Below are 24,198 nucleotides of genomic sequence, written 5' to 3'. Positions count from 1 at the left end.
ATCAAGAATTCACGTACGTGACGATCGGCAACACCACCGCGGTGAACCCCGCGAAGACCCCTGCCGCGATCCGCCCTGAGGAAACATTCGGGAACCGGCTCGTCGCCCACGTGAGCACCCCGATCGCGAAAAAGACAGTGCCCCAGACGAAAAGTATGCGGCTCGGGATGCCGATGGATTCTCGATAGATCGCAGCGATCAGCGCGATCGTCAGCGCCGCCGCCGAGCACAGCACGAATACCGCGACACCGGTGAAGCTGTTCATCACCAACCGTCGATTGCCCCACCCACCTATGGAGCTGCCATCCGTGTGGTGCGCCCCTTGGAACCGGCAGATGATGTCGAAGATGCGACCGGGATTGACTGTCGCGGTCACTGCCGTTCGCGCGTGCGCCATCGCCTCGACCGCCAACTTCGTGGCAAAGGACGTGACGAATCCTTTGCTCGACGTGTTGAACCCGCCGTGCGCCGCGTGCTGCGGCGTCATCTCCTGCAGGTCGAACATCTCGGTCAGTGCCGCACGAACGGTGGGATGGAAGATCAGGTCACCGTCCGCGTACAGCAGCGCACTGACCGCCAGGTGCAAACTGAGATGCCGCCAGGTGTGCGCTACCTCGCCGCGCCGGAACGACTCCTCTTCGCTGCAATCCTCATCATCGGCGAGCCCGTCGAGTACCCGCGCGATGGCCAGCTCCGACGCCCGACGCGACCGCTTGCCACCCAGTGACGCGTATTCCGGTCGCGCGAGAACCTCCGCGATTTGTGCTGCGGCGTAGACAGGCTCGGTACGGACGTCGTCGGACAGCGTTGTCACCACAAGAAAAGTCACCGCCCGCAGAGTTGCCCGGGCGATCCGATCGTCCACGCCGATGAAAGGCCCCAGCGCATGTAGCGCGGTAGCTGTCGCCGTGATCGATACCGGCCCGACCGTCCCCGACATCCGGTAGCCGCCCGACTCCAGATCCTGGTCCCGAATCAGCGCCTCGACACAATCGCGCACATCGGGATCATCGAATCCCACACCTAGACAGTGCATCGCACGTAATCGCCACGCGATGTCGATGGCCCCGCTGAACTCCCCCGGCGCAGCCCACGGCGGTGCCATCATGGTCCGCCGCACCAGATGCAACACCTCGTCGGCCCGCGGCACGGCGATCCCCGCCGCCGTCAACGCACACACCACCTCCGCGGTGTTCTGCGGATTGGGCGGTACATCATGCACCCATCCCCAACCGGCCCCACCCGCCCCATCGGAGAACTGGTTCGATTCCAGCCACTCGACCGCCAGCCTCATCCGCTCCTCGAGATTGGACATGTCACTCCTCGCCGATCTACAGAACCTGTTCCCGCTCAGGTCCTTTCACTGACTTAGATGCGGTCGGAGGCTCACGGCGTTCGTAGATCAGGTAACGAATAGTCCACGATCGCCGTCGCGGCCTTGCTGCCTATCCCTCGACCACACCGATCCAGATGTAGTCCCTGGCCCGGGTCAACGCGACCATCGTCTGCCGCGCGTCCAGATCTGCCCGGTCCCGCTCGGCTCCGTCCAGCTCGGCAATCGGAATCCGTGGGCGGACCGAAAGGTGGAAGACGCCGGCGAAGTCCATGCCTTTGGCTCGGTGTACGGTTCCGACCTTCACCTCGTTGTGCTGCGTTCCGTCGTAATGGGTCAGCGGACATGTCGGGATTTCCGATTTGGTCAAGATCCTGCGCAACCGGTCCGCTTCGCTGGTGGTGGCGACCAGCACCGCGAGGTCGGCCCTTCGCGACTGCGCGGACTTCACCGCCTCGACGAGCTTCGCTTCGACTTCGCGCCTGTTCCCGGTCACCGCTTCGGCTTCCCCACCGGGCAGTACCACGTCGCTGTCGCGCAGCACCACGCCCGCGCCACCATCGAGGTCGTCGACGGTGTTGGTGGCATCGACAGCTTTCGCGTAGTCGTGCACGGCTGCCCTGTTGCGGTAGTTCACCCGCAGCACCGCGCCGCGACCGACGATCGGAATTCCCGCGTCGGACAGGCGCCAGCCGCCGGGATACACCTGTTGTTGGCCGTCACCGACGAACAGGAGCTGCGAGTCGGGGCGGCCACCGGCGATCTGGTGAACGAGCCGCAATTCTGTCAGCGTGAAGTCCTGAACCTCGTCGACCACGACGAGACCATACGGCTCTGCGAGCGGACGAGCCTTGAGTTCTTCACTGGCACAACGGAACAGGTCGTTGAAATCGCAAATCCGGTGTTCTTCCAGCCACTGCTGGTACGGCAGATAGATCGACCTCCACACAGTCTCACGACCGGCGGGACCCAACCGCACCCGATTGCGCCCCATCCGCTCGATCGACTGGTACTGCTCGAGGGTGGCGATGCCGCGCCCCTTGATCACCCGATCGAGTTCGTCCGACCAATAACTCTGGCCGGTACCTTTTATCTCGGACAGGGCGCTGCGTGCATGCTTCACCCAGATCCTCGCCTTGGCGTTCTCACAGCCGTCGACATCCAAGGGCGGCATAATGCCCCGGTCCCGCAAGAACCGGATCGCCCAGGCGTGCAGCCCCTCGAACTCGGCCCGGTCTTCGACGTGCGGAGCGATTCGCTGAAATCCCGAACGGTGGTAGGCGGGAAGCGTTCTCACGAAACTCGTGAAGAGCATCCGGCCGGAGTTCTGCTTGGCGAACCGTGCCATCCGATGCAAGGCGACGACCGTTTTGCCAGTTCCGGCCGGACCGCTGAGCCTCGCCGGACCGTTGAAGTTCCGGTGCACCAACGCCAGCTGCTCGGGATCGAGGAAAGTCATCCATTCCGCGAACGGGCGTCGCAGCACCCGCTCCCGTTCGTGTTCGTGGAGTTCCTCGCCGGTGAACAGACCTTCGGTCGCGGTCGATTCGGGTGTCGGCGCATCGTCGGTACTGATCAGGATGTAATCGGAAAGCCTCAGGGCGATGGCCTCCACCAGCAACCGCGAGCGTTTCCCATCGAGCACCTTTCCGCCGCCGAGCGCCGCGCGCAACGTCGCCTCGTCGACCACCCGGATTCGACCGTCCGCCCAGCGGATTTCACGCGGGAGCACCACCACTACCTGCACCATGTGGGGTACGAACGCGCGTCGGTCGAACTGGAGATCAGCCAACGTCTCCTCAGCATGCGTGCGGATCGCGCGCAGCACCGACTCACCTGGTACTTCGTCGGAGAATACGAGCGCGTAGATCCCCGAGCGGCCGACCAGAAATGCGTCGGCTCGTTTCCCCAGTGGGTTCGTCTCCGACACCAGTGCGTGCCAGCCCGACTCCATCAGCGGAACCGACAGTGCCCGTCGGCGCTCGGATCCGAGCCCAGGTACCTCCGCGAGCCGCTGCTCGACCCAATGCCGCCGTCGATCTCGACCGATAGATGCCATCGCTGCCCCCTGCGTAGCTGTGTACGTCCAGGATCAGGTTAGGCGAAATGCGCGTGGTCATAACGAAATATGGTTCACCCCAGTCGAATTCGCGGAATTCTCGGGCGTTCGCAACATTGTGGGCACACTGCGATCTCGGCCGATCGACCGCCCGGGCCGTCCGATCAGGAGGGCGCCATACTATTGCCCGAACGAGCGAGAACGGACGGTGAACTCTGTGGCACAGGTCGTGGTGGCGTCGAACAACAAGTCGATGCCGAAGCTGAGCGGTGTGGTCAAGGACCGCATCTACCGCTACCTCGACCGGGTCGGCACCGATGACACCAGCATCGACCTGGGTATCGAGAAGTTGCCAGGGGCGGTGGACCCGAGGGTGCGGACCGGGCAGGTCGACCCCGAGCATCGCGCGATCATGTTCCGCATCGAGGACCGGCTCGGCGACCCCACCTACATCTATGTAGGGACCTGGCACAGCGAAGCGGCGACCGAGTTGGCCGCCCAATCGAAGTTGCAGGTCAACAAGGTCAACGGCGTGCTCGAAGGCATAGTCGGCGCGCTGGACGGCAAGGACGATCGACGTAAGCGCACGGTGGTGCCCGACCGCAGCGGCAAACTCGTCGAGCTCGCCGCACAATCGCCGACCGGCTACCTCGCCCGGGCGGGCTACACCCTGACCCAGCTGACCGAGTATCTCGGCCTCGGTCGCGAGCTCGCCGCCGCCGCGCTGGCGGCGGCGGATCGCGACACGATCCATCTCGCTGCACAGGATTCCCCGGTCACCTGGCAGCAGAACGCGGTACTCGAACTGGCTGCGGGCAGATCCATAGACGACATCCGCGACGGGCTCGGCTTCACCGATCAGCCGGTCGACCACGATCTCGACGAAGATGAGCAGATCCTGGCCGCGCTGGCCCATCCGGCCACGAAGATGCAGTTCACCCTCGTCGACGACAGCGACGAACTGCGCCGCGTCATCGAGGAGGGCGATTTCAAGGCGTGGCGGACGTTCCTGCATCCGAACCAGCGCCGCTTCGTCGAGAAAGGCAATCGAGGAGCGTTCCGTCTCTCCGGTGGTGCCGGGACCGGCAAAACCGTTGTCGCCTTGCATCGTGCGCGGTATCTCGCGCATCGCAACCCGGATGCCCGCATCGTTGTCACTACCTTCAACAAGACTCTGGCCAAGTCGCTTCAGGACGACCTGCGTGCGCTCGACCCTGGCATCACGCTCGCCGAGAAGCCCGGCGACAAAGGTGTCTACGTGGCAGGTCTCGACAAACTCGCTGCCGCCGTCCTCACCGCCGGCCGTGATCTCGAGCAGAGTTTCGACATGGTGTACGGACCGGGCACGTCGACCCGGCGCAGCATCCGACGCGGGGCCGAGTTCGGCTGGGCTGAGGCGGTCGACGCGGCGGGAACCGATCTCGATCCGAGGCTTCGCAACGCGTCGTTCCTGGCAACCGAGTACGTCACCGTCGTCCTTGGCAACGGGGTGACCTCCAAGGAGCAGTACCTGCGGGTACCGCGGGCCGGGCGTGGGGTGCGGCTGTCTCGTCAACAGCGGGTAGCGATCTGGCATATTTTCGAGCAGTACCGCAGGATCGGTCGCGCCGCCGGTCGGCTGTCTTTCCCCGAGGTCCTCGCGGTCGCCGCGGCCGACCTCGAGTGGCGGGCCGAGTCGACCGGGGTACGTCCGGCAGACCATGTCATCGTGGACGAGGCGCAGGATCTGCACGCCACTCACTGGTCGTTGTTGCGGGCGCTGGTTGCCGAAGGTCCCGACGACCTGTTCATCGCCGAGGACTCGCATCAGCGAATCTACGGTCAGCCTGTCGTTCTCAGCAGGCTCGGGATCAATATCCGCGGCGGTAGGTCTGCCAAGCTCACCCTCAACTACCGTACGACAGCCCAGAACCTGCATTTCGCGGTGAGCATCCTCGAAGGCGGCGAGTACCGCGACCTCGAAGAAGGTGCGGAATCCACGGCCGGCTACACCAGTGCCCGACTCGGACCGAATCCGCGGCTGGTCGAATGCCGTTCGGGCACAGACGAACTCCAGGTCATCGCCGATCAGATCACCCGGTGGATCGACACCGACAAGGTCGCGCCCGGCGATATCGCAGTACTGGCCAGCGCACAGCAGGATCGGGACCTCTTCGCCCGCGCCCTGCGTGATCGTGGCGTCGATGCCGAGATCCTCGACGACGAGCTGCCCGAGGGCGACCGCGTGCTGGTCTTGACGATGCATCGAGCCAAGGGCATGGAATTCCGGTGTGTGATCCTTGCCGGTGTCGATCGCGAGCACGTGCCGTCGCGGGCACGGCTGCGCGGCATGCCGGAGGAAGAGGTAGCCGAGGCCAGGCAACGCGAGCGGTCGCTGCTGTACGTCGCGGCCAGCCGCGCACGCGACGAGCTCGTGGTGACGTGGAGCGGTCAGATCTCGGAACTGCTGACCTGACCACCCCCGAATCGGTTCACTGCATCACGAGCGCGCCGACCTGCCTCGCAGCGTCGTCGGCTTCGGCAGGAATCACGCGGTAGCCGTCCCCGCGCAATCCGGAGTCCCGATCGCTGTCGAAACCTTCCACCACGACGACCTTCGACGACGGCCACGCCAGCTCGACCGGCCAGTAGTGGCGCCCCTCCTCGATGCCGATCTCCGGTTGCGGCACGCCGGCCTTCGCCAGCTCGGCAATCAATGCCCGCACCACATCCGACACCTCGGTGGGCGCGAAGCCCCAATGATCTACGGCCGAATCCTCGGCGCAGACAAGTCCCAGCCCGTCGAATACGGCCAGCGCGCCTTCTCTGGTGAGCTTGTCGTGGAAGCGCTCGTTGCGGAACGAGCGCAAGCAGCCGTAGCAGGACGTCTCGACGCCGCAGTCGCACTGGGTGACCCGCTCCGCCGCCGCACGCAATACCAAGTCGAGTTGCGCGGCAATCTGTTTCGACGCGCCCGCACCGGCCGGGACCGTGTCGAACAGCACGATGCTGCGTCGCCCGTCCACGCTCCACGACAGGGTGCCGTCGATGTCGTCGCGGCTGATCTCCAGCGCCTCGGACGCGCCTTCGAGCAGTGCGTAGAGCGCTGACAGCCACCGCGCCTCGGCCTCTGGCGTGTAGGCGAGCTCGGCGGAGAAGGTGATCTCGGCGACGTCGGTTTCATAGCGGTGAGCCAGCGAAACGACTTCCAGTGGACCAGAACACGCGGTGCCGGTGGCTGGTCGGGCGTGCCCCTTGGTCTTGGCGCGATTCGCTCCGATCGGATCGGCCCAGCCACACCACCCGCACAACACGAATCCGCTACCGGCGCCCTCCCCGATCACCGCCAACCTGGCCCTGGTGCCCGACCGTGCCAGCACCTCGACCCCTGTGTCGGAGTGCCACGGTGGCAGCTCGACCGATTCCCCGATCGTCTCCACGTAGCTGGCACCGAACCAGGAGCGTTTCGGCGGTTCCGATTTCACGTCATCGGGCTTTCGATCCGCGACGAAACCGAACTCCGGCAGGACGCAACGTTTGGTCTGCTCGAACTCGGTCTGACAGTTGGAACACACCGCAGGCCCGTCGAGGACATGCCCGCACTCGAAGTGGTTGCACGCCTTGCACACCCGGTACTGCAGCGTCTCCAGCTCTCGCTTGGGCAGTTTGTGCAGACCACGCGAGGTCCACAATTTCCCGCCTGCCACCACTTGGTTTCCGGGCGCGTAGTCGTAGATTGCCTGCCCGAGGTCGCGAGACAGTTCGAGTCGCGCTCCGACGGTTCCTTCGCAATGGGAAGTCCGCAGTTCCACGGTGTCGACCGGAAATCCGTACTTGGGCAACACATTCTTGTTGGCCAAGTAGCCGAGTAGCTGCCGCTTGTTGATCGTCTCGAGGGTCTTCTGCAGTCTGTGTCCGAGTTGAAGCTGCCGGTCGGCCACCGCCTGTTCGATCAGTTCCTCGAAGGTGGCGATGTCGGTTCGGATGTCGTTCTCGGCATCGGCGAGCTGCGCGCAGAGCCGGTCGACCCACGCATCGTCGTCGACACCGATCTCGTGCTGGATCCGCTGCGGCAGCGCCGCCCGTAGAGAGGCGCGCACGGATTCGGGCACGGGACTCAGAAATTTCCTGACCTGTGCGGCCGGTGAGTCCTGCGCACCGTCGGTGGGCGTGAAGAAGTCCCCGGCCGTCCGCCATTCCTCCCCCGTGCGGTCGAAGCAGTGCCGGAAGTAGGCGGCCAGCGCGATGGAATGGGCATGACGTCGGCCGATCCGGTCGTTCTCGATGGGAATCCAGGGAATCCGCATCCGGCCCGCGATCATCGATTCCGGGTTCTGGAATTTCGACAGGTCGTGCGAACTGCGTTTCGCGTACGTCACCACCAAGGCCGCGGAGGCCGCGCGGCGACCGGCCCGTCCGGCCCGCTGCACGTAGTTCGCGGTCTTGGGCGGCATATTGCGCAGCATCACCGATTGCAGTTCGCCGACGTCGACACCGAGCTCGAAGGTCGTCGAGCACGACAGCACATTCACCCGGCCGGTGACGAAGTCGCGCTGCACTTCCGCGGCGGCGGTCGCCTCCCATTGGGCGGTGTGCTCGGCGGCGGACAGGGGCAGCATGGCCATGGTGCGATAGGTGGTCCGGTAGTGATTGGTGTCCTGGTCGCTGTGCGCGGGCAGGGTGAACGGCGTCAGCCGCCCGTCACAGTTTCCCTGTGGGCACAGGTCACGAATGTTGTGCGTGGTCAACCGGCGGCACGCCCCACACTGGAACCAGTCGCATTCGGCTCCGGGCCGGATCCGTAGCTGCTCCTGGTCGAGCTGATGCAGTGTCCCCGCGATGCGGTCGGTCTCCTGGGTGAGGAACTTGTTGTCGATCAGGAACGTCCAGCACGCGTCGAGGGCACGTTCGGCGATATCAGGCGGGGCGCCGATCGCGGCGAAGACCTTGCGCAGGAACAAGATCCGATTGTTGGTGGTTCCGGGTTTGCCACCGGGCAGCCAGCTGATGATGCGACGGTCCCGATCGGCGGCACGGGATCGGATCCAGATGCGATTCGCGCGGGGTTCGAAGATCGGATCCTTGATGTCCACATCGGGCAGCAGGCTCATCGCGCCTTGCAACCGGATCGTCTTCACCAACTCGTCCAGCAGGCCCCAGAAGTCTTCGTCCGTGAGCCCGAACTTGGCGAACGCCGGAGGAATCTTGGCTGCCCGAGGCCGAAACAGCGACACCGCCATCAACCCGAGCCCTTCGAGCGACATGCGCTGATCCATCGCCATCAGCTCAGCCATCACCCACGGATTGACCGCGCGTCGCAGGGCGGTGCGGGTGGCGCGCTCATCGAAGTGCTCGGCGTCGACGGCGACCTTGCGCGCCCCCTCGGCGAGATCTTCCGGGCAGAGCTCGTCACCCGCGTACTTCGGCTGGGACAGCACGTGCGCGAGGTAGCGGCGCTGCAGCATCCGCCCGTAGGTCTCGGCGAGATAGGGCGCCGCGAACGCAGCGGCCTGCCGTGAGTCGGAGAACATCAGCAGCTTGCGTCCGCCACCGACATTCTCGGCGGTCTCGTCCTCGGCGGCGGGCAGGTTCTGATACAGCGCGGTTGTGATCACCGCCGGCGCGGCGTTGGTATCGGTCCGTAACCGCCGGATCACCTGCCGCGACCGTGCCCCACACTCGGTGCATTTGCTCATGATCCGTTGCGCCCCAGGATGTTCCCGCACCCGCAGCACCGGACCACCCGGGCAGTCGAGCCCACACGATCCGGCACCGCCGTCGAGCCTGCCGCACCCGGAGCACAACGAACGGATCCCGGTACCGCGGTCCGTTCCCGCGTCTTCGTCGAGCGTCGCATCGTCCTCGTCGACGAGGTCGGCTGCATCGCTGTCGGTGAGCACCAGCCACTTGACCTTCGAGTCCCGCTTGGCAGGACGGAAGTACTCACGCCCGCCCTCGGCGTGCGGCTCGCCCGCCAGGTGCACCGCACCACAGCGCTGACAGGTACCGAACTCGAACACCGCCCGGCCGGTCACCGGGTCGATCTCGTGCCGACTCAGCAGAACCCTGGGCTCGGCATCGGTGAAGCTGACGAACGCGCCCTCCGTGGCGCGCACGAACAGGTGATATCGAGCCGACAACACCGGGTTACCGTCTGCGCCGGTTACTTTCGAGCCCAATGCGACGAGCGCCTCGAGTTTGGTCGCCGCGAGGTCGTCATCGGGCCAGAGATGCCCGGCCAGGTCCCTCATGCTCGCAGGACCACCGCGCGCGTACTTTTTGAGATCGGCGGTCCGACGCTCCGCATGCAAGGCATCGGCGGTATCGCCTGACGCCGCGTTCGCACCGATCCACGTCAGATCCGCGTCGGGCTCGGCGAGCTTCAGTAACTTGTCGTCGTCGAGTTGCCAGGTGGGTTCGGGTCTGCGCGGCATCCGGGTCGCGGTGACCAGATCCTGGCGGGACGGATCGCCGTCGACGAACTCGAACGGGACATCGAAGAGCTTCTGCGCGAAGGCCGTTGCCTCGATCCCCTGCCTGTCGTCGGTGCTGCCCGACAGCGACGCCGACGTCGCGATGCACTGCAGCGGCCGGTCGCCGGCCACCCGGTCGCGCAGCCTGCGCAGCAACAGGCCGACCTCACTGCCTTGTGCGCCGTCGTAGACGTGCGCCTCGTCGAGTGCGATGAATTGCCATGTCCGCGCGTACTTTCCGTCGAAAAGTTCCATATCGCGCGGACGCAGCAGCAGGTATTCGAGCATCGCGTAGTTGGTGAGCAGGATGTTGGGCGGGGATTCCCACATCTCTTCGCGGCTGAGCAGTTCATTGGGCAGTCGAGCTGCCCCGGGGAACATCGAACGGTAGCCCGATTCCGCGTCGATGCGACGCTGCTTGGTCTCCCCCGTGTACCGACCGAAGGTGATGTCCGGAGTGGCCGCCAGCAGCTGACGCAGCCGTTTGAGCTGATCGTTGGCCAAGGCGTTCATCGGATACAGCAGCAACGCACGCACTCCGGGACCGAGCGTGCCTGCCGCCTTCTCCGCAATGAGCGCGTTGAGGATCGGCAACAGGAAGCTCTCGGTCTTACCGGAGCCGGTTCCCGTACTCACCACCAGATTCCGGCCCGCGACCGCCTTGCGGACCGCGGTCTCCTGATGCTGATACAGCGGACGATCCAGCGCGATGGTCTCGGCGAACTCGGTGAAGTTCGGGTGCAGAACGCCCTCGCCGACCAACGACCGCAACGACGCCCCGGCGGCGTACGGGGGCGTGAGCTCGAGCAGGGGCCCTTTGGTGAGCAGCGACGTCTCGTCCACCGCCCGGTCGAATGCCGTGGCCAATACCGGATCACGCGGGGCCAGCAAGGTTTTCAAGTACCGCTTGTAACCGGCTTCGATATCCGCGCCTGCCGCAAGGGGATCGAGTCGCTCGGTCACCGTGGTTCTCCGATCTTGTTGATGAGGTCGTGGTGCAGGGTGTGGGAGGCGACCGCGTCGGCGATGAGCACGTCGGTGCACACCAGTGCGGGACACAGTTCGGCGAGGCGCGCCCACGATTCGCGCATCGGCGCGGGCATCGACCAATCCCGGATCACCGATCGCGCCCGCAGCCGGGCCACCGCGGCGAACAGCAGCGATTGCATCGACACCAGCAGCCAGGGGAACTCGGTCGTGTCGGCGCCGGTCAATGCTTCGTTGCGAGCTTTCACCATGTCGTAGATCGCAGCCGACGAACGGCGAAGCAGCCGCATCAGGTCCGCCGACTGGACGGTCATGGCGGTGGCGGCCGGGTCGTCCTGCCAGGCGAGCCGTTGGGCGAAGGCTTCGAAGATCGCGCTGCGGCGGGTGTCACCGTCGAGCAGGGCGGCGGGCACGATCTCGCAGGCTTGTTTGATGGCGGCGAACTGCGCGTCCGGCATGTAGTGCAGGCGGACGGTCGCGGCATCGAAGACATCGGTGCAGGCGCCACGCGCATCACCGGAAAGGAGGTCGATCAGCTGGCTGCCGCCGTAGTTGACGAGCTCTGCTCGCATTTCGGCCGCGGCCGAATTCGCCTGGTGTAGTGCGACGAACGGCAGGTCGGCGATACCGACGAGACAGCCGAGCCACGGATCGGTAAGCGCCCCGGACCGGATCGGGGAGGACAGGTCCAGTTCGATCAAGCCGCTACTGATCAGCAGGGCCGGGACAGCATTGCGCGCGATGGTGCTGCGGTCCAGCGCTTCCGCCGAGGACCGAGGGTCGGCGCGCAACACCTCGAGCAGCCCGGAGCGCACCGACGACCGGTGCACCTGCCCGACTCTCGCCGCCGCGTAGACGGTCCATGCCTCCGGCAGTGCCGAGCTCGCGCGCGGCAGGTCGCCCGCACCGGCGAGGTAACGGGCCAGCTCGGTCCGGCCGAGATCCGCGTCGTGTATCCAACCGGCTTGGGTGACGGTGAAGGCGGTCTCGTCGGGGTGTTCGGGCGCGGTGATCACCGTCCACGGATCGTCGACGAAGACCTGCACGGTCAACGGTCCCGCGCCGACGAACTCCGGGGGCAGCGTGGCACGCCCACCGTCCAGGGTGACCTGGATCGGCACGATCCACGGTGCCGTGCACGGCCAGACGTAAGCGGCCAGGTCGGAGTCGGTCGCACCGTCGAAGACGAGGTCGGCGCCGATGAGCTCCACGCCCGTGCACAATCTGCGCGGCTGGATCCTGGCGAGGGTGACCGAGGTGGTCGCTCCGTCTTCGGTGTCGATGCGCACGACGAGCCGCGACCGTCGCATCGAACGCGCGGTGTCGGTGAATTCCCTTGTCGGCGACTGGAATATGTTGCCCCGGAGCACCTGCGGTTCAGCGATCTGACGAATTGCGCCGGCGTCGTCGACCAGCACGATGTCGACTTCGACCGAACCGGGTACCCGCGCGGCCACCACCATGTATTCGGCCAGATCATCGACGGTCAGCACCGGCGCCACCGTCCGCCAGCGAGCGGCTGCCCCGATCGGATCCACCCGCAGCTCCACCCCCGGTGGCCGCACAATCAGCCGTTCGGTGACCGCCCCCGACGCGATGGCGAACAACGATTCCCGGTCCGTGGCACCGAACTGGATCTCGGACCTGTCGATCCGCAGGGGCGCCGCACCCGACACCGTCGAACTGGTCGGCGCCAGCCCGGCCGGGTTCGGGACGCGAAACTCGTCCGCGTGATCGACGACGAGTCCTTCAGCAATGAACAGGCTGTGCCGGATGTCTTGACCGAGCGGCCCGCTGATGACCACGTCGAACATGCCGAGCAAGCCCGGGTCGAGTCCTTCGAACGGGTCGAGCGAGACCGGCTCTGTGTCCGATTCCCAGATGTCGTCAGCCAACCAGTCGACCGTGCCCGTGCGACGTACTCGCACCCGCCAGTCCACGGGTTCCACGGCATGGGCGGGCAGATCCACCGCAGGCCGTTCGGCGTAGACGGGCAGGCCGGACCTGGTGTACACCCCGTCGACCGCGTCAGGAAGGACGAGACGGGCCGCCCCGGTGCGCCGCACCTGCCGCGGCGGCCCTGACCTCTCGTCGTCGTGGAGTGCGACGGTGTCTGTGTCGGTCAGGTCGTACACGCGCGCGACCCAGTCACGCCAGCCCACCGGCGTCGCTTCGGTGAGGTAGTCGAGTGCCGCACCGGTGTGGGCGTCGTGCAGGTGCGCCCGCGCCGGATGAACAGCGATCACCTCACCACGCGGCAACGCGACGTGACGCGACAGGTGTCTGCCCTGTTCATCGAACAGCAGCAGCGGATCCGTCTTGTCCACCAAGGCGATTCGATAGTGCTGGCCGGTGCCTTCGTGACGCAGCACCACCTCCCGCACCCGGTGTGGCACCGGGACCGAAGTCGGTGGTTGTGCGTCACCGTCCGCGAGTCCCCAGCCGCGCCGCGCGTGCACACTGGTGGTCTCGCCGTCGAAGGACACCAACCACGCGATGTCGGCGGACTCCGGCAGGTACGGCACCTCGACGACGACCTGATCGTCGGTGCGCGAGTACGCCAGGACCGGTCGTCGCGCTCGCACCGACCTGGCCGCGGCGACCGCGCTCGCACCGAACGGCCGCTGACTCCAGCGTCTGATCAGTGCCTCGAGCAGCAGGCTCGGCAGCCCTGTCGTCGCGGTATCGAGCGCCATGTCGTTGGCGAAATCGGGGTGCTCGCGTGTGTAGTCCGCGAACTCGATGATCCGGTCGACGATGTCGACAGCCACTTCGCCACCGTGCTGCAGGAAGTTGCGCACCGGAACGTCGAGGTGGTTCATGCGATATTCGAGCCCGGGCTGGGTGAGCCACTCGAACACCGCGGCACCGCTGGGATCACGTCCTTGCCCGATGTGTTGTTCGATGATGTCGACCAGATCGCCGAGACAGTGCACCGGCACCCCGGCATGCACCGCCATCATCTGGACGTACTGGCTGCTCAGCTCAGGAAACTGACGCATCCCGAACTTGCGGAGGAACACCGGCAGCCGTGCGCGGAGCAGGTTCTCGAAATCCTGTTCGCGTTCGAGGTCGAGTTCGTCCCAGAAGCTCTCCCAGTATTTGCCCTGTTCGTAATCGAGACCGGCGTGGCCGATCAACGTCGTCAGGGTCAACGCGGGGAACTTGTCGATCAGCCGGGAAGTGCCCAATTGCGGCCGGTGTTGACGAATGACCTGGCCCAACAGATCCCTGGTCCGCACGATCTCGTCGTAGTCCAGGTTCAATTCCGCGAACAGCGACACCTGCTCCAGCCGCCGCGCTTGGCGGAACTCCTCGTCGCCTGCCTCGCGCCACGCGAAACTGTCCGGCACCGCACCACCCCTCCACCCAGCCGCTACCCCATTGCACGAGCGGCAAACCTTTCGCATCAGCTCGCCCATCATCGCACCACCCGCCGACACCGTGGGCCGACTCGGCCACCTGGGTTCATCGAACCGACACGCCCCGCGCACACGCGATCGAGCCGCTACCCTCGATCCAGGCCGGACAGGGCCGAGGGTGAAAAGGCGGTGCGGTGTGCGAAATGGGCTGACGGAGCGAATCGTCACGATATTGCGGGCGCAACCGAATCTGAGCGCACCACAGATCGTCGCGTGCCTCGCCGAGCCCGGTGTCGACCGTTCCGTCGTCAATCGACTGTTGTATGCGGAGTGGTCGCGTTTCGTGGTCGATGCGTCGACCAACCCGCCGCGCTGGTCGCTGAAAGTCGTCCCGCGCTCGCCCGCCCTGACACCGCCGAAGCCCGCCCCGATACCGCAGCCGACCGTCCCACCGCCCACCTCCGTGGCCGCCGATACAAGGCCTTTACGGAATTGGCAGCAGCGCGCTCTCGCACTGTGGATCGACAAGGGCCGCAAGGGCGTCATCGAAGCCGTCGACGGCACCGGCAAGACCGTGCTCGGTGTTCGCGCCGTCCTGGAGGCTGTCACGGCGGGCACCCCGGCTGTGGTCGTTGTCGCCGACGATCAGGCATGCACCCGTTGGTTGGCGGAGCTGGCGGCGGTCGCGCCCGACTGCCGCGTCACCGGACCGAATATCGGCCCGCGGCTGGGCAGCCCGCGCACCTGGCAGGTAGCGATCGTGACGCCATCGACGGTCCCCCGGCTCCGCCAGATCGCACCCGCTGCCGAGTGCTCGGACGCGTTGCTCGTCATCGACGATATCGACCGCTACAGCGACGGTGTGTTCGCCCAGGTCCTCACCGACCAGTTCGCGACACGGCTGGCACTGACCCGCGCGCTCGACCGCGGCGACCAGACCGTACGTGCCAAGCTGCTTCCCTACTTCGGCCCGGTCCTGGCGGGTTGCGATTACGCGACTGCGCGCGCCGACGGTGTCCTCGAGCCGATCACCCTGATTCACGTCGCGGTCGATCTCGACCCGAAAGAACGGGCCGCGCTGGACCGAGCGCAAGCACTTGTAGACCGCGAGTACGACACCCTGGTCGGAACCTACGGCGCACCCGAATCACCTACGGAATTCCGGCTGTTCGTAGAAGCGCTCGCAGCCGGCCGGGGTTCCGGCGCACACCACGCGAACCGATATCTCGCGGCTGTCGCCGATCGCGCTACCGCCCTGGCCGAGAGCTCAGCAAAACTGGACCTCGTCCGCGCACTACCCGCCGACCTCTTGGCCACCACACAGTCGGTCATCTTCGCTGATCGACCGGTAGCGGCTGCGCAGATCCATCGCGTTCTCGCCGCCAACGGCGTCGCCGCGGCGACAACAAGCCCCACTCTCACCGCACAGCAGCGATCCACCATCGCCGATGGCCTTCGCGACAAGTCCGTCTCGGTTCTCGTAGAACAGCGCATCCTCGATCCGACCCTCACGATCCCAGGTGCAGAGATCGCACTGCTCTTGGCCCGCACGCGCGACAGCACCCAGTTGGTCCACCGTCTCAGCCGAGTTGTCGGGCCGGGTCGGTCATCGCGACGACGACTGGTCATCGTGGCGTTTGTCGCCGGGTCGGCCGAAGACCCGAGCCGCGACGACGCGGGAACGACCGCGGTGATCCGCTCGTTGGCAGCGGAGATCGTCCGGACCGACACCGCCGGTCTGGTGGAACTACTTCGCCAATGGCACAGCACTGCAACGACATCCGTCTCTGCGGAGCAGGAGCCCGTCGCCGCGGGCCCTCAGACCGAACCGGATTCAGAACTCGACGAGTACGTTGTCGATCACCGATTCGCCACCGACCCCAACGATGCCGATGATGCCGATGACCTGATCGACTTCGATGACGATTCCGGCATCGACACGTACTCGCTACTCCCGGAGATACTGTCGGAATTGACCAACCTGGGCGATATCGGCACAAGCGAGGAACTCGGTGACCTGATCGGCTGCTGCGATCCGGCAGAACTTCGCCAATTGATCGATGACGCGGCACGCGCCGAGCACCTGGTCTTCCACGAAATCGGCGGCGACAGCGAGGATCTACTCGTGCTCACCACCACCGACACCGACGACCGACGCCACAACCGCGCGGCTGCCGAACGAATCGCGGTGTGGGCAGCCGACTCCGCCGACCCGATCGGCGGCATGCACGCCCTGATCGCGGATCTGGACGGCCTGCGAGTTTCCCCGCACCGCCTCGTCCAGATCGCGGCCTTCCTGCGCGGCACGACCGCGAAAGCCTTGCTCTAGTTCCCCCTCTGTGCCTGCTGAGCGACAGGCAACACGATGGCGAGCATCGCGATGGCGCGGTCGGTGAGTTGCCCCTGGCCCAGCAGTGACACCGCGCGCTGCATCAGCGCCGGTCGGTTGGACCACCCCGTGGATTCGGCACTGCGAGCGAGGATCTCACCGAGCTCGCTCGGCGGTACATGTTCGATCGCGCGCGCACCGAGCAGCCGAACCCGGGTGGCAGGCTGGGATTCTGTTCGGTAGGTGAGCCAGTGCGGCTGCCCGACCTCGAGGAAGTCCTCGACGACCAATAACCCTTGCTGCACAGCAGCTTCCAGCGCACGATCGATGAGCACCGGCATCCGGTCTCGATCCTCGTCATCGGCCGGCCGGACACGACCGATCACCGCATGCAGGCGGTCAGCGGTCACCGGCCCCTCGACTTCGACGATGCGCAGCAGATCCTCTTTGATCGAGCCGACATTGACCGCCGCCCCCGAAACCGAGAGCAGCCCAGAAAACGCTTGGTATTCGGCGATCTCGGATGTCGCCCGTTGCTGGGCCAACCTCTCCCGGGCACCTACGCGCAGCGGCGGATATTCCGGAATCGGAGGCTCGACAGCCGACGATTCCGGCACCGACGCGGGCTCGGGCTCGGGCTCGGGCTCCACAGATGACGCCGGCTCGACCGGTTCGTCGACCTCGGCTTCATCGAGCCACGGCTTGTCCCACCGGAAGCTGCTCAGCAATTCCCGCTCCGGAACCGGCTGGAAGACAGCCACTTCCGCAACAACCGGCTCCGCTGACTCCTCGGCGACAGGAGCCAGCCCCACCGAGTCCAGCAGTTCCCACAGCGGTTCGAGCGCCCGTTCCGGATGGGAGATGAACTGCGACTGGCGAACCCGGAAGAACGGCCACCCGCACCGCTCCAGATCACGCTGCCACGACAACGCCTGCTGGTAGGCCTGCGGCCCGGCCCAGGCGTCGCCTTCACACAGCACAGCCACCCGAATATGTCCGCCGACGATCACCATGTCCAGGGTGTGGATCCCGACCTCGTAGTGCGCACGCACCCGATACCGGCGGTCCAGGATTCGGTTGAACACCTGCTGTTCGAAGACCGACGAGAACGGCGCCACCACGCGGTCTTCCCGTACCGGAGTCGGCAATTCGTCGTCGTCGAGCGTCTGCGCGGCCTCGTGGGACTGGCAGTAGTCCAGCAACTGATAGCGCATGTCGTCGGCATTGCCGAGGTCTTGCAACCGCAGCGAGTGGAACACCCACATCTGATCGGCGGCCCGCGAGGCAGCGACGTTGTACCGCTGGATGGCTGACAGGTCGGTCTGCGGCATGTACCGGGTTTCGGGGTTCAGCGATTTCACCATCGACAGGAACATCACGTCACGTTCGGCGCCCTGGAAGTCGGCCGCGTCACCGCATCGCAGCTGTCTGCGGTCGATCTCCTCCGGCGACACGGCGAGGAGCAGCTTGTTCCAGATGAGGTCGGCCTGCGGCGCTCCCAGCAGCGAGACCACGCCGAAGGTCTTGCCCTCATAGCGCGGGTCGGCCAGGCATTCTGCCACTCGCGCGACGATCCGGTCGGCTTCGATCGCATTGAGATTGCCCTTGGTACTGACCCCGTCGGCCACGTACTCGGTGCGGATCGGCGCGAGGCGGTCGCTGCCGAAAACCCGCACGGGGATAAGGGGTTTGGCATCCTTCTTATAGGCGATCTGGTTGGAGAACCCGATGATCTCCGGAACGCAGCGCCGGTGTTCGACCAGGGTGAGGCGCGAGGAGAACCGCATCCCCGCGTCATCGAACAGGCTCCGTTTGGTGTCGATCCAGCTGGCCTTGTGCTGATTGTCGGCCAGATACTGCTTGGCAAGCCCACGCACGGTGTCGATCTTCATGCCGATCCCAGAGGGCGACACCTGCCGGTCGTCGCCGATCACCACGATCCGTGGTGCGAGGTACTGCAGGAACACCGCTTCGGCACCGGCCTGCGAGGCTTCGTCGACCACGACCACGTCGAACATGTTAGGGGCGATCTCGAGCTGTTCGACCACCCGGTAGATCGGCATGATCCACACCGGTACGGCAGGCCGACAGCGGCTCATGGTCTCGCGGATCTCGCGCCGTCGACGGTCGGCATGCTCGCCCGTGCCCTTGCCGTATCGCCGTACCAGCTGGGCGTACTGCCGCAGGTCCATCCTGGTGGCGGGCCCGAGCCGGTCGGGCGCCACGGCCCGATCCCATGCCTTGACAACGGCGAGCTCGGTGGCCTCGGCACGCAGCCCGGCCTCGATGTCGTCGAGCTGATCGAACAGCGTGTTGATCGGCTCGGGTTCGACGGTGGCCAGCCAGGCCCCGAGTCCGGCCCAGTCCCAAGCCTTTTCGAGCTGGCCGAGCTGGGTGTCCCACACCTGCGCCACCGCGGTGGACGCCACCGCTTCGCGCAGCCGCGGCAATGTCGTCATCCGCGCGTCGAGTTCAGCCCGACGGGCGAACCGGGCACGCAGCTTGTTCAGCTCGTCCAGCCGCGTGTGCGCGCGCTGGTAGGCCTCGACATCGCGTCGCTCGATCGCCTGGTGCAGATCGTGCAGGTTCGCGGTGGCGCCGGGCTGGTAGCGCAGCCCGCCGATCCGAGTGGCGACCGTGTCGAACAATGCCGAAGCTTCGGCCTGCTCATCGATGGCGACAGCCGCGTCGAAAGAAGCGAGCAGTGCCCGCCGGGCAGCCGAGTCCGACCAATCGGGCTCAGCCATCCCGAATACCCGCAATTGTCTTCCCGCCGTGACCAATTCGGCCCCAACGGTCAGCAGCGCTCGCAGCTGATCCGCGTGTTCCCGGTGGTGGGCCAGCCGCATCCCCGCGCTGCCGGGCGCCGCGGCACCGACACCGTATCCCGTCCACACCTCGTCGAGTTGTTCGACCAGCCGCTCGACTTCCTCGTAGCACAGGAACGCGCGCAGCTGTTTCGGCTCCACCGGTATCCGGCCGTCCACCCGCACCTGTTCGAACAGGGGTGCCGCATCCTTGACCACCCGATTGGTGGTGAGACCGACCTTCGGTGCGCCGTCTGCCCGCAGCTTGAGCGGCCCGGCCTTCTCGATATGGGCGAGCACCGATGTCGCAAGCGCGACGAGTGCCGCCCGGTCGCCACCGGACACCCGAATCTGCGAGATGCCGAGCTCACGGGTCAGTGCGGCTGCGGGGTCGAGCAGTTCCAGAATCCGAGTCCGCCGCCCGTGCCACACCCCACCCCGTCCCCTGGCGACATCGGCGACGGCATCGCGAACCCAACTGTCGCGGCTACCTGCCAGCTCCGCGAGTTCGTTGTCGACCTTTCGCGCGATGGCCGACACCTCGGCACGGCTCGCAGGCGTCAACCCCCGAATCGCCTCGATCCACGGCCGAGTCCCGTGTGCGGACGAGGCGGCAACCCGCGCGGTAGCGGCTTCGAGCCGTTGGCTCCATTGCGCGACCTGCGCAACAGGGGGCACGTCGTGCACGGTGAGCAAGGCCGGAGCGGCGGCTTCCGGGTCAGCCAGCGCTTCATCGAGCAGCAGGTCGCGCCATTGCCCGGCCTCGATGGACGAAATCGGTGACGTGGTCCCCGGTGCGACCTGGTCGAGACCGAGAATCCACCCGTACTGCGCTGCTTCGGTTCGATGCCGGAGGACGAGCTCGGTCAATGTGCCACGGTAGGAACCGATTTCGTGAGTGGTCACTTCCCGCTCGCGATGCCGCAGCAGCTGTTCGCCGAGCAGCGTGCGCTCCGCCCGCAACTGGGCCACGCGCGCGGTAGCGGCCTCGACTCTGCGCCGAGCCACCTGCGCGTCGTGGTCATCGGCCGCGGCCGCGATCTGTTCCATCGACAGCTTGAGGTCGTCGAAGTTGTCCCGGCTCGCACCGGCCACCGACACACACAGATCCCGGATCCGCTCGGGCAGTTTGCCCCGCACCTCGGCCAGTGCCCGGTCGGTATGCGCGGTGACCAGCACCCGCTTTCCCTGCGCCAGCAGGTGGGCGATCAGTGCCGCAGCCGTATGGGTCTTACCGGTGCCGGGCGGCCCCTGCACGATCGTGTGCGGATGACAGTCGACGTGGTGCAGGATCGCCAGCTGGACCGCGTTCAGCGGGAGCGGCAGAAAGCTGTCGGTTCCGTCGCGCACGATCGCCCCGTTGTCGGACGGAAAGTCGGCCGTGGCGGTGTAGGACGGATCGACCAGGGTGCGCAACCCGGACGGCACCCGGCGCTGATCCTCGATCCGGTCGGCGATGGTTTCGAGTACCCGGGTGAGCCCTCGTGTGCCACGCGAGCGCACGATCAGGGCGGGCGCGTAGTAGCCGACCGGCTCGGTGGTCGCCGCAGCAGGCATCATCTCGTCGTGGAAGGACGAGTCGGGTCCGAGGCTGTGCAGCAGCCTACGCATGAGCACCCCGACAGCGTCATGGTCGAACGGGTCTATCCCACTGAGGAATTCGCGCTCCACCGCACGCAGCAGCGACAGATCCGCGATCTCACCCGGATCGAGGAAATCGGACAGCTCCATCGTCGAACGGCCCGCATCCAGATCCAGCCGCACAGTCAGCGTGCCGGAATCGGTATCGAATTCGAACTTCACCGGCATGGTCAGGGCGTGTCTACGGACTGTCCCGGTTTCGGGACGCCGCCACACCACACAGCCCAGCGCCAGCACACCTTCTCGGCTCTCCGCCGAGGCGTTGACATCGGAGTACATCCGGTAGACCGACCGATACCAGCGATAGGCCGGTTCTTCGATCCGCGCCTTCTCCGCCCAGACACGCCACCGAGCCAGCCACGCGCCGAACCGCTCGGAAACCTCCGGGTGGTCGGCCAGCCGTTCGACCGCGGCCCCACCGTCGACCCGCTGCGCTCGCAGGGCCGGTTCGGCAGCGTGATCGTCGAGCCGCCCCGGCACCAGCCACGAACGAACCTCGGGTTCGGGTGGCGCGATCGGCGGCGTTACCGGCACCTTGTCCAACCGCAGGAACGGCTTGTCCTCCGACCCCGGCGTGAACCGGACCGCGGTGCTCGCGGGGAGCTCGCCGAGCCATTCCACGGCCCCGAGATCGTTGGCATCCAGGATCGCGGCCCCACCAACCCCCTGCACACGCGCGAGAAACCGGAACAACCGCGATGCCCGATCCGCCAGATCGGCATCCACCACGGTCCCCGCGTCCGACATCCGATCTCTCCTCACACCAGGCCAACCTTCACACGGTATCGCCAGGTCAGGCGTATTCGCTACCAGGATGCCCAGATCGCAACCATGCCCGCTCGTCGTTTCCTCGACCTGCCGAGGTTTCACCGGTACCGCAGATGGGCACCCTTTTACCTCGAACCAGCCCTGATCTGGGCGATCATCTCCGCCAGCTGCACTACCCGCGCATCGCTCTCGCCATGCCAAGCAGCCAGCTGAGTGTGCAGCTTCCGTAACCGGGTCAGCGCCGCCCGTACCTGACCGCTGCGCACCTGACAGGTAGCCAGTTGTCGCTGGCAGTACATGACCTGATCGTCATAGGGCCCGCGTTCGGCGGTGAGGTCGTCGATCAGATCGCTGTAGAGGGTGCCGGCTTGGGTGTTGTCCCCGGATTCCAGACACAGGTCAGCCAGCCGGACTCGCGCATCGACAACATCCCCATCGCGCGATCCCAATTCCGGAACAGCAACGCCGAGAAGGTCTTTCAGCCCACCGATAGCAGGAACATAGCGGGATTCGTCGGCGAGGTCGCGGGCGCGCCGCACCGCCCGATCGAGGTCTCCACGAGTGAATTCGGGAGCGGGGGCAGGAGCATCAGCCCGCAGTCGAGTCGTCGCGGTCCGGGTCGACGCCGATGCTCCGACCGCTGTCGCGTACAGCCGCGCCGGGCTTGCCGGTTCCGGACGTTCCATCAACCCGTCGAGCGCACCGACATACCGCATCAGTACCGCGTGCACTGCCGCCGCATCGGCCGGGCGGTCGATGGGTTCCTTGGCCAGCATGCTCGTCACGAGCACCGCGAGTTCGTCCGGCACCCCGTCGCGTTCGGGCACGAGAACCGGTGGCGCGGCGGTGATCTGGTTGAACATGGTGTCGAACTCCGAGGAGCCGAGCATGGCCCGCTGACCGGTGAGCAGTTCGTAGATGACCAAGCCGAGCGAATAGAGATCGGTTTGCGGCACCACGGTCTTGCCTCGAACCTGTTCAGGCGCCATGTATTCCGGTGTCCCGATACCGGAGCCGGTGCGAGTGAGCCGGGTCTGATCAGCATCGAGGGCGACCGCGATACCGAAGTCGAGTACCCGGACCGTGCCGTCGGCACAGAGCATGAGGTTCGACGGCTTGAGGTCGCGGTGAAAGATCCGGTGCCCGTGCGCTTCAGCGAGTACCGCCGCGGTTTGTGCCGCGATGCCGGCGACAGCACCCACGGGGAGTCGGCCCCGCGCGGACAGCAAGCTGTCGAGAGTGACACCGTTGATGTATTCCATGATCAGGAACGGCTGTTCGGGCGGCCCCGGCTCGATACCCGCATCGAACACCGTAGCCATGCCCGGATGACTCATCCGCGCCATGAGTTCGGCCTCGCGCACGAATCGCCGTTCCCATTCGTCGTTCTCGGCCAGCCGCGGATGGATGATCTTGATCGCGACCTGCCGTTTGAGCTTGCGGTCGAATCCCCGGAACACCTGCCCCATGCCACCGCGCCCTATGACTTCGATCAGTTCGTAGCGATCGCCGACGATCCGCGGCACCGCCCCCTCAGCCATGCGGCCCACCATGCTCGGACGTAACCCGCAGGGTTCCCGACGACAGCCCGGCCAGACCCGCGACGACCATCCGTTCGACCGCGAGACGCGAAGTGCGCCAGGAGGCCTCGGCGTGTAGCAGTTGTGCGACCGCCGCGCCGGCCGCCCGCTGCTCACCGATCGCCACTCGGGGGAACGCGACCGCGAACAGGTCGATCTGCCCAGCGGCGTCATGCGCCGCGCGCACCACACCGGCCAGGAACCAAGCATCGATGACGTTCGGCTTCACCCGCAGTACCGAAATCCCGGGCCCGAGTAACGCGGCCTCCTCACACACCGACACCACGGCATGCCATCCTCCGGTCACCAGCACCACATCGCCCGGCTGCGCCGTCACCGCACCGGGTATTGCGCCGTCACCGTTGACCGAAGGCTCGCGGCCGAGACGAATATCCTTAACACTCAACATCGGAACGCCGTCCGCGGTGGCGACGAGCGTGGGCGGTGATTCCAGCACACGCAACGCTTCAGCCTCGACGAGCTCGCCGATCGACACCGTCGGACGCGGACCGTTCCCCGCGACAAGTTCCGGCGTGGCAGGCGAGGAGAAGTCCAGGACGGATGTTCGCGCCGCCGTGTAGGTTGCGACATCAGATGCGAGCACATCGTCGGCAACCAGCTCCGTCGGCGCCCCTGCCGCGTCACGCTCCACCGATCGCCACCTCCCCACTGTCCGTTCTCGGGTGCGTCAACGGTAGCAGCGTGACGGCCACACAGCCGGTCCAGCCAACTCGGATCACGAACACGAAACAAGACAAAATTGTCAATTGACATAGTTTTCAGCAATCACTAGCCTTGGGTCACACCTCGGATAAACATGCAGAAGTCCGAATGTGTGCCATTCGGTACTAAATTGGATCTCCTCAGCGTCGACCAGCAG

General features: G+C 66.0%; 9 protein-coding genes. 2 read left to right on the top strand and 7 right to left on the bottom strand.

What is annotated here, in order from left to right:
* Position 1 precedes the first annotated feature (1 nt).
* Both ACFWUP_RS28650 and ACFWUP_RS28645 read right to left on the bottom strand, forming a co-directional pair.
* Positions 2-1,315, bottom strand: a complete 1,314-nt coding sequence (locus tag ACFWUP_RS28650) for a hypothetical protein (protein ID WP_379239086.1) — start codon at positions 1,313-1,315, stop codon at positions 2-4.
* A gap of 130 nt (positions 1,316-1,445) precedes the next feature.
* On the bottom strand, positions 1,446-3,392 hold the full coding sequence (locus ACFWUP_RS28645; protein ID WP_379239085.1) for a UvrD-helicase domain-containing protein: 1,947 nt from the start codon (positions 3,390-3,392) through the stop codon (positions 1,446-1,448).
* A 217-nt stretch (positions 3,393-3,609) separates the two neighbouring features.
* Between ACFWUP_RS28645 and ACFWUP_RS28640 the strand changes: the two genes are divergently transcribed.
* Positions 3,610-5,847, top strand: a complete 2,238-nt coding sequence (locus ACFWUP_RS28640; protein WP_379239084.1) for a 3'-5' exonuclease — start codon at positions 3,610-3,612, stop codon at positions 5,845-5,847.
* 16 nt (positions 5,848-5,863) lie between these two features.
* Here ACFWUP_RS28640 and ACFWUP_RS28635 read toward each other — a convergent pair whose 3' ends face one another.
* Positions 5,864-10,807, bottom strand: a complete 4,944-nt coding sequence (locus tag ACFWUP_RS28635; protein WP_379239083.1) for a DEAD/DEAH box helicase — start codon at positions 10,805-10,807, stop codon at positions 5,864-5,866.
* On the bottom strand, positions 10,804-14,184 hold the full coding sequence (locus ACFWUP_RS28630) for a hypothetical protein (protein WP_379239082.1): 3,381 nt from the start codon (positions 14,182-14,184) through the stop codon (positions 10,804-10,806). Before ACFWUP_RS28630 ends, ACFWUP_RS28635 begins: the two co-directional genes overlap by 4 nt.
* Positions 14,185-14,425: 241 nt before the next feature.
* Between ACFWUP_RS28630 and ACFWUP_RS28625 the strand changes: the two genes are divergently transcribed.
* On the top strand, positions 14,426-16,522 hold the full coding sequence (locus ACFWUP_RS28625) for a DEAD/DEAH box helicase (RefSeq protein WP_379239081.1): 2,097 nt from the start codon (positions 14,426-14,428) through the stop codon (positions 16,520-16,522).
* Here the strand turns inward: ACFWUP_RS28625 and ACFWUP_RS28620 are convergent.
* The 3 genes from ACFWUP_RS28620 to ACFWUP_RS28610 form a co-directional block, all read right to left on the bottom strand.
* Complete coding sequence (locus tag ACFWUP_RS28620; RefSeq protein ID WP_379239080.1) at positions 16,519-21,717, bottom strand: AAA domain-containing protein; 5,199 nt, start codon at positions 21,715-21,717, stop codon at positions 16,519-16,521. The two genes, ACFWUP_RS28625 and ACFWUP_RS28620, sit on opposite strands and share 4 nt — an antisense overlap.
* Before the next feature lie 146 nt (positions 21,718-21,863).
* Entirely contained in the window at positions 21,864-23,279 is a 1,416-nt protein-coding gene (locus tag ACFWUP_RS28615) for a serine/threonine-protein kinase (RefSeq protein WP_379239079.1), read from the bottom strand.
* Positions 23,272-23,970, bottom strand: coding sequence for a hypothetical protein (locus ACFWUP_RS28610; protein ID WP_379239078.1), 699 nt, complete (start codon positions 23,968-23,970; stop codon positions 23,272-23,274). Before ACFWUP_RS28610 ends, ACFWUP_RS28615 begins: the two co-directional genes overlap by 8 nt.
* Between the last annotated feature and the right edge of the window lie 228 nt (positions 23,971-24,198).

Origin of the sequence: Nocardia sp. NPDC058658 (assembly GCF_042716665.1) — a bacterium.
Classification (GTDB): Bacteria; Actinomycetota; Actinomycetes; order Mycobacteriales; family Mycobacteriaceae; genus Nocardia.
Note: the sequence above shows the minus strand (reverse complement) of the source record. Positions and strands in the feature narration are given on the sequence as shown.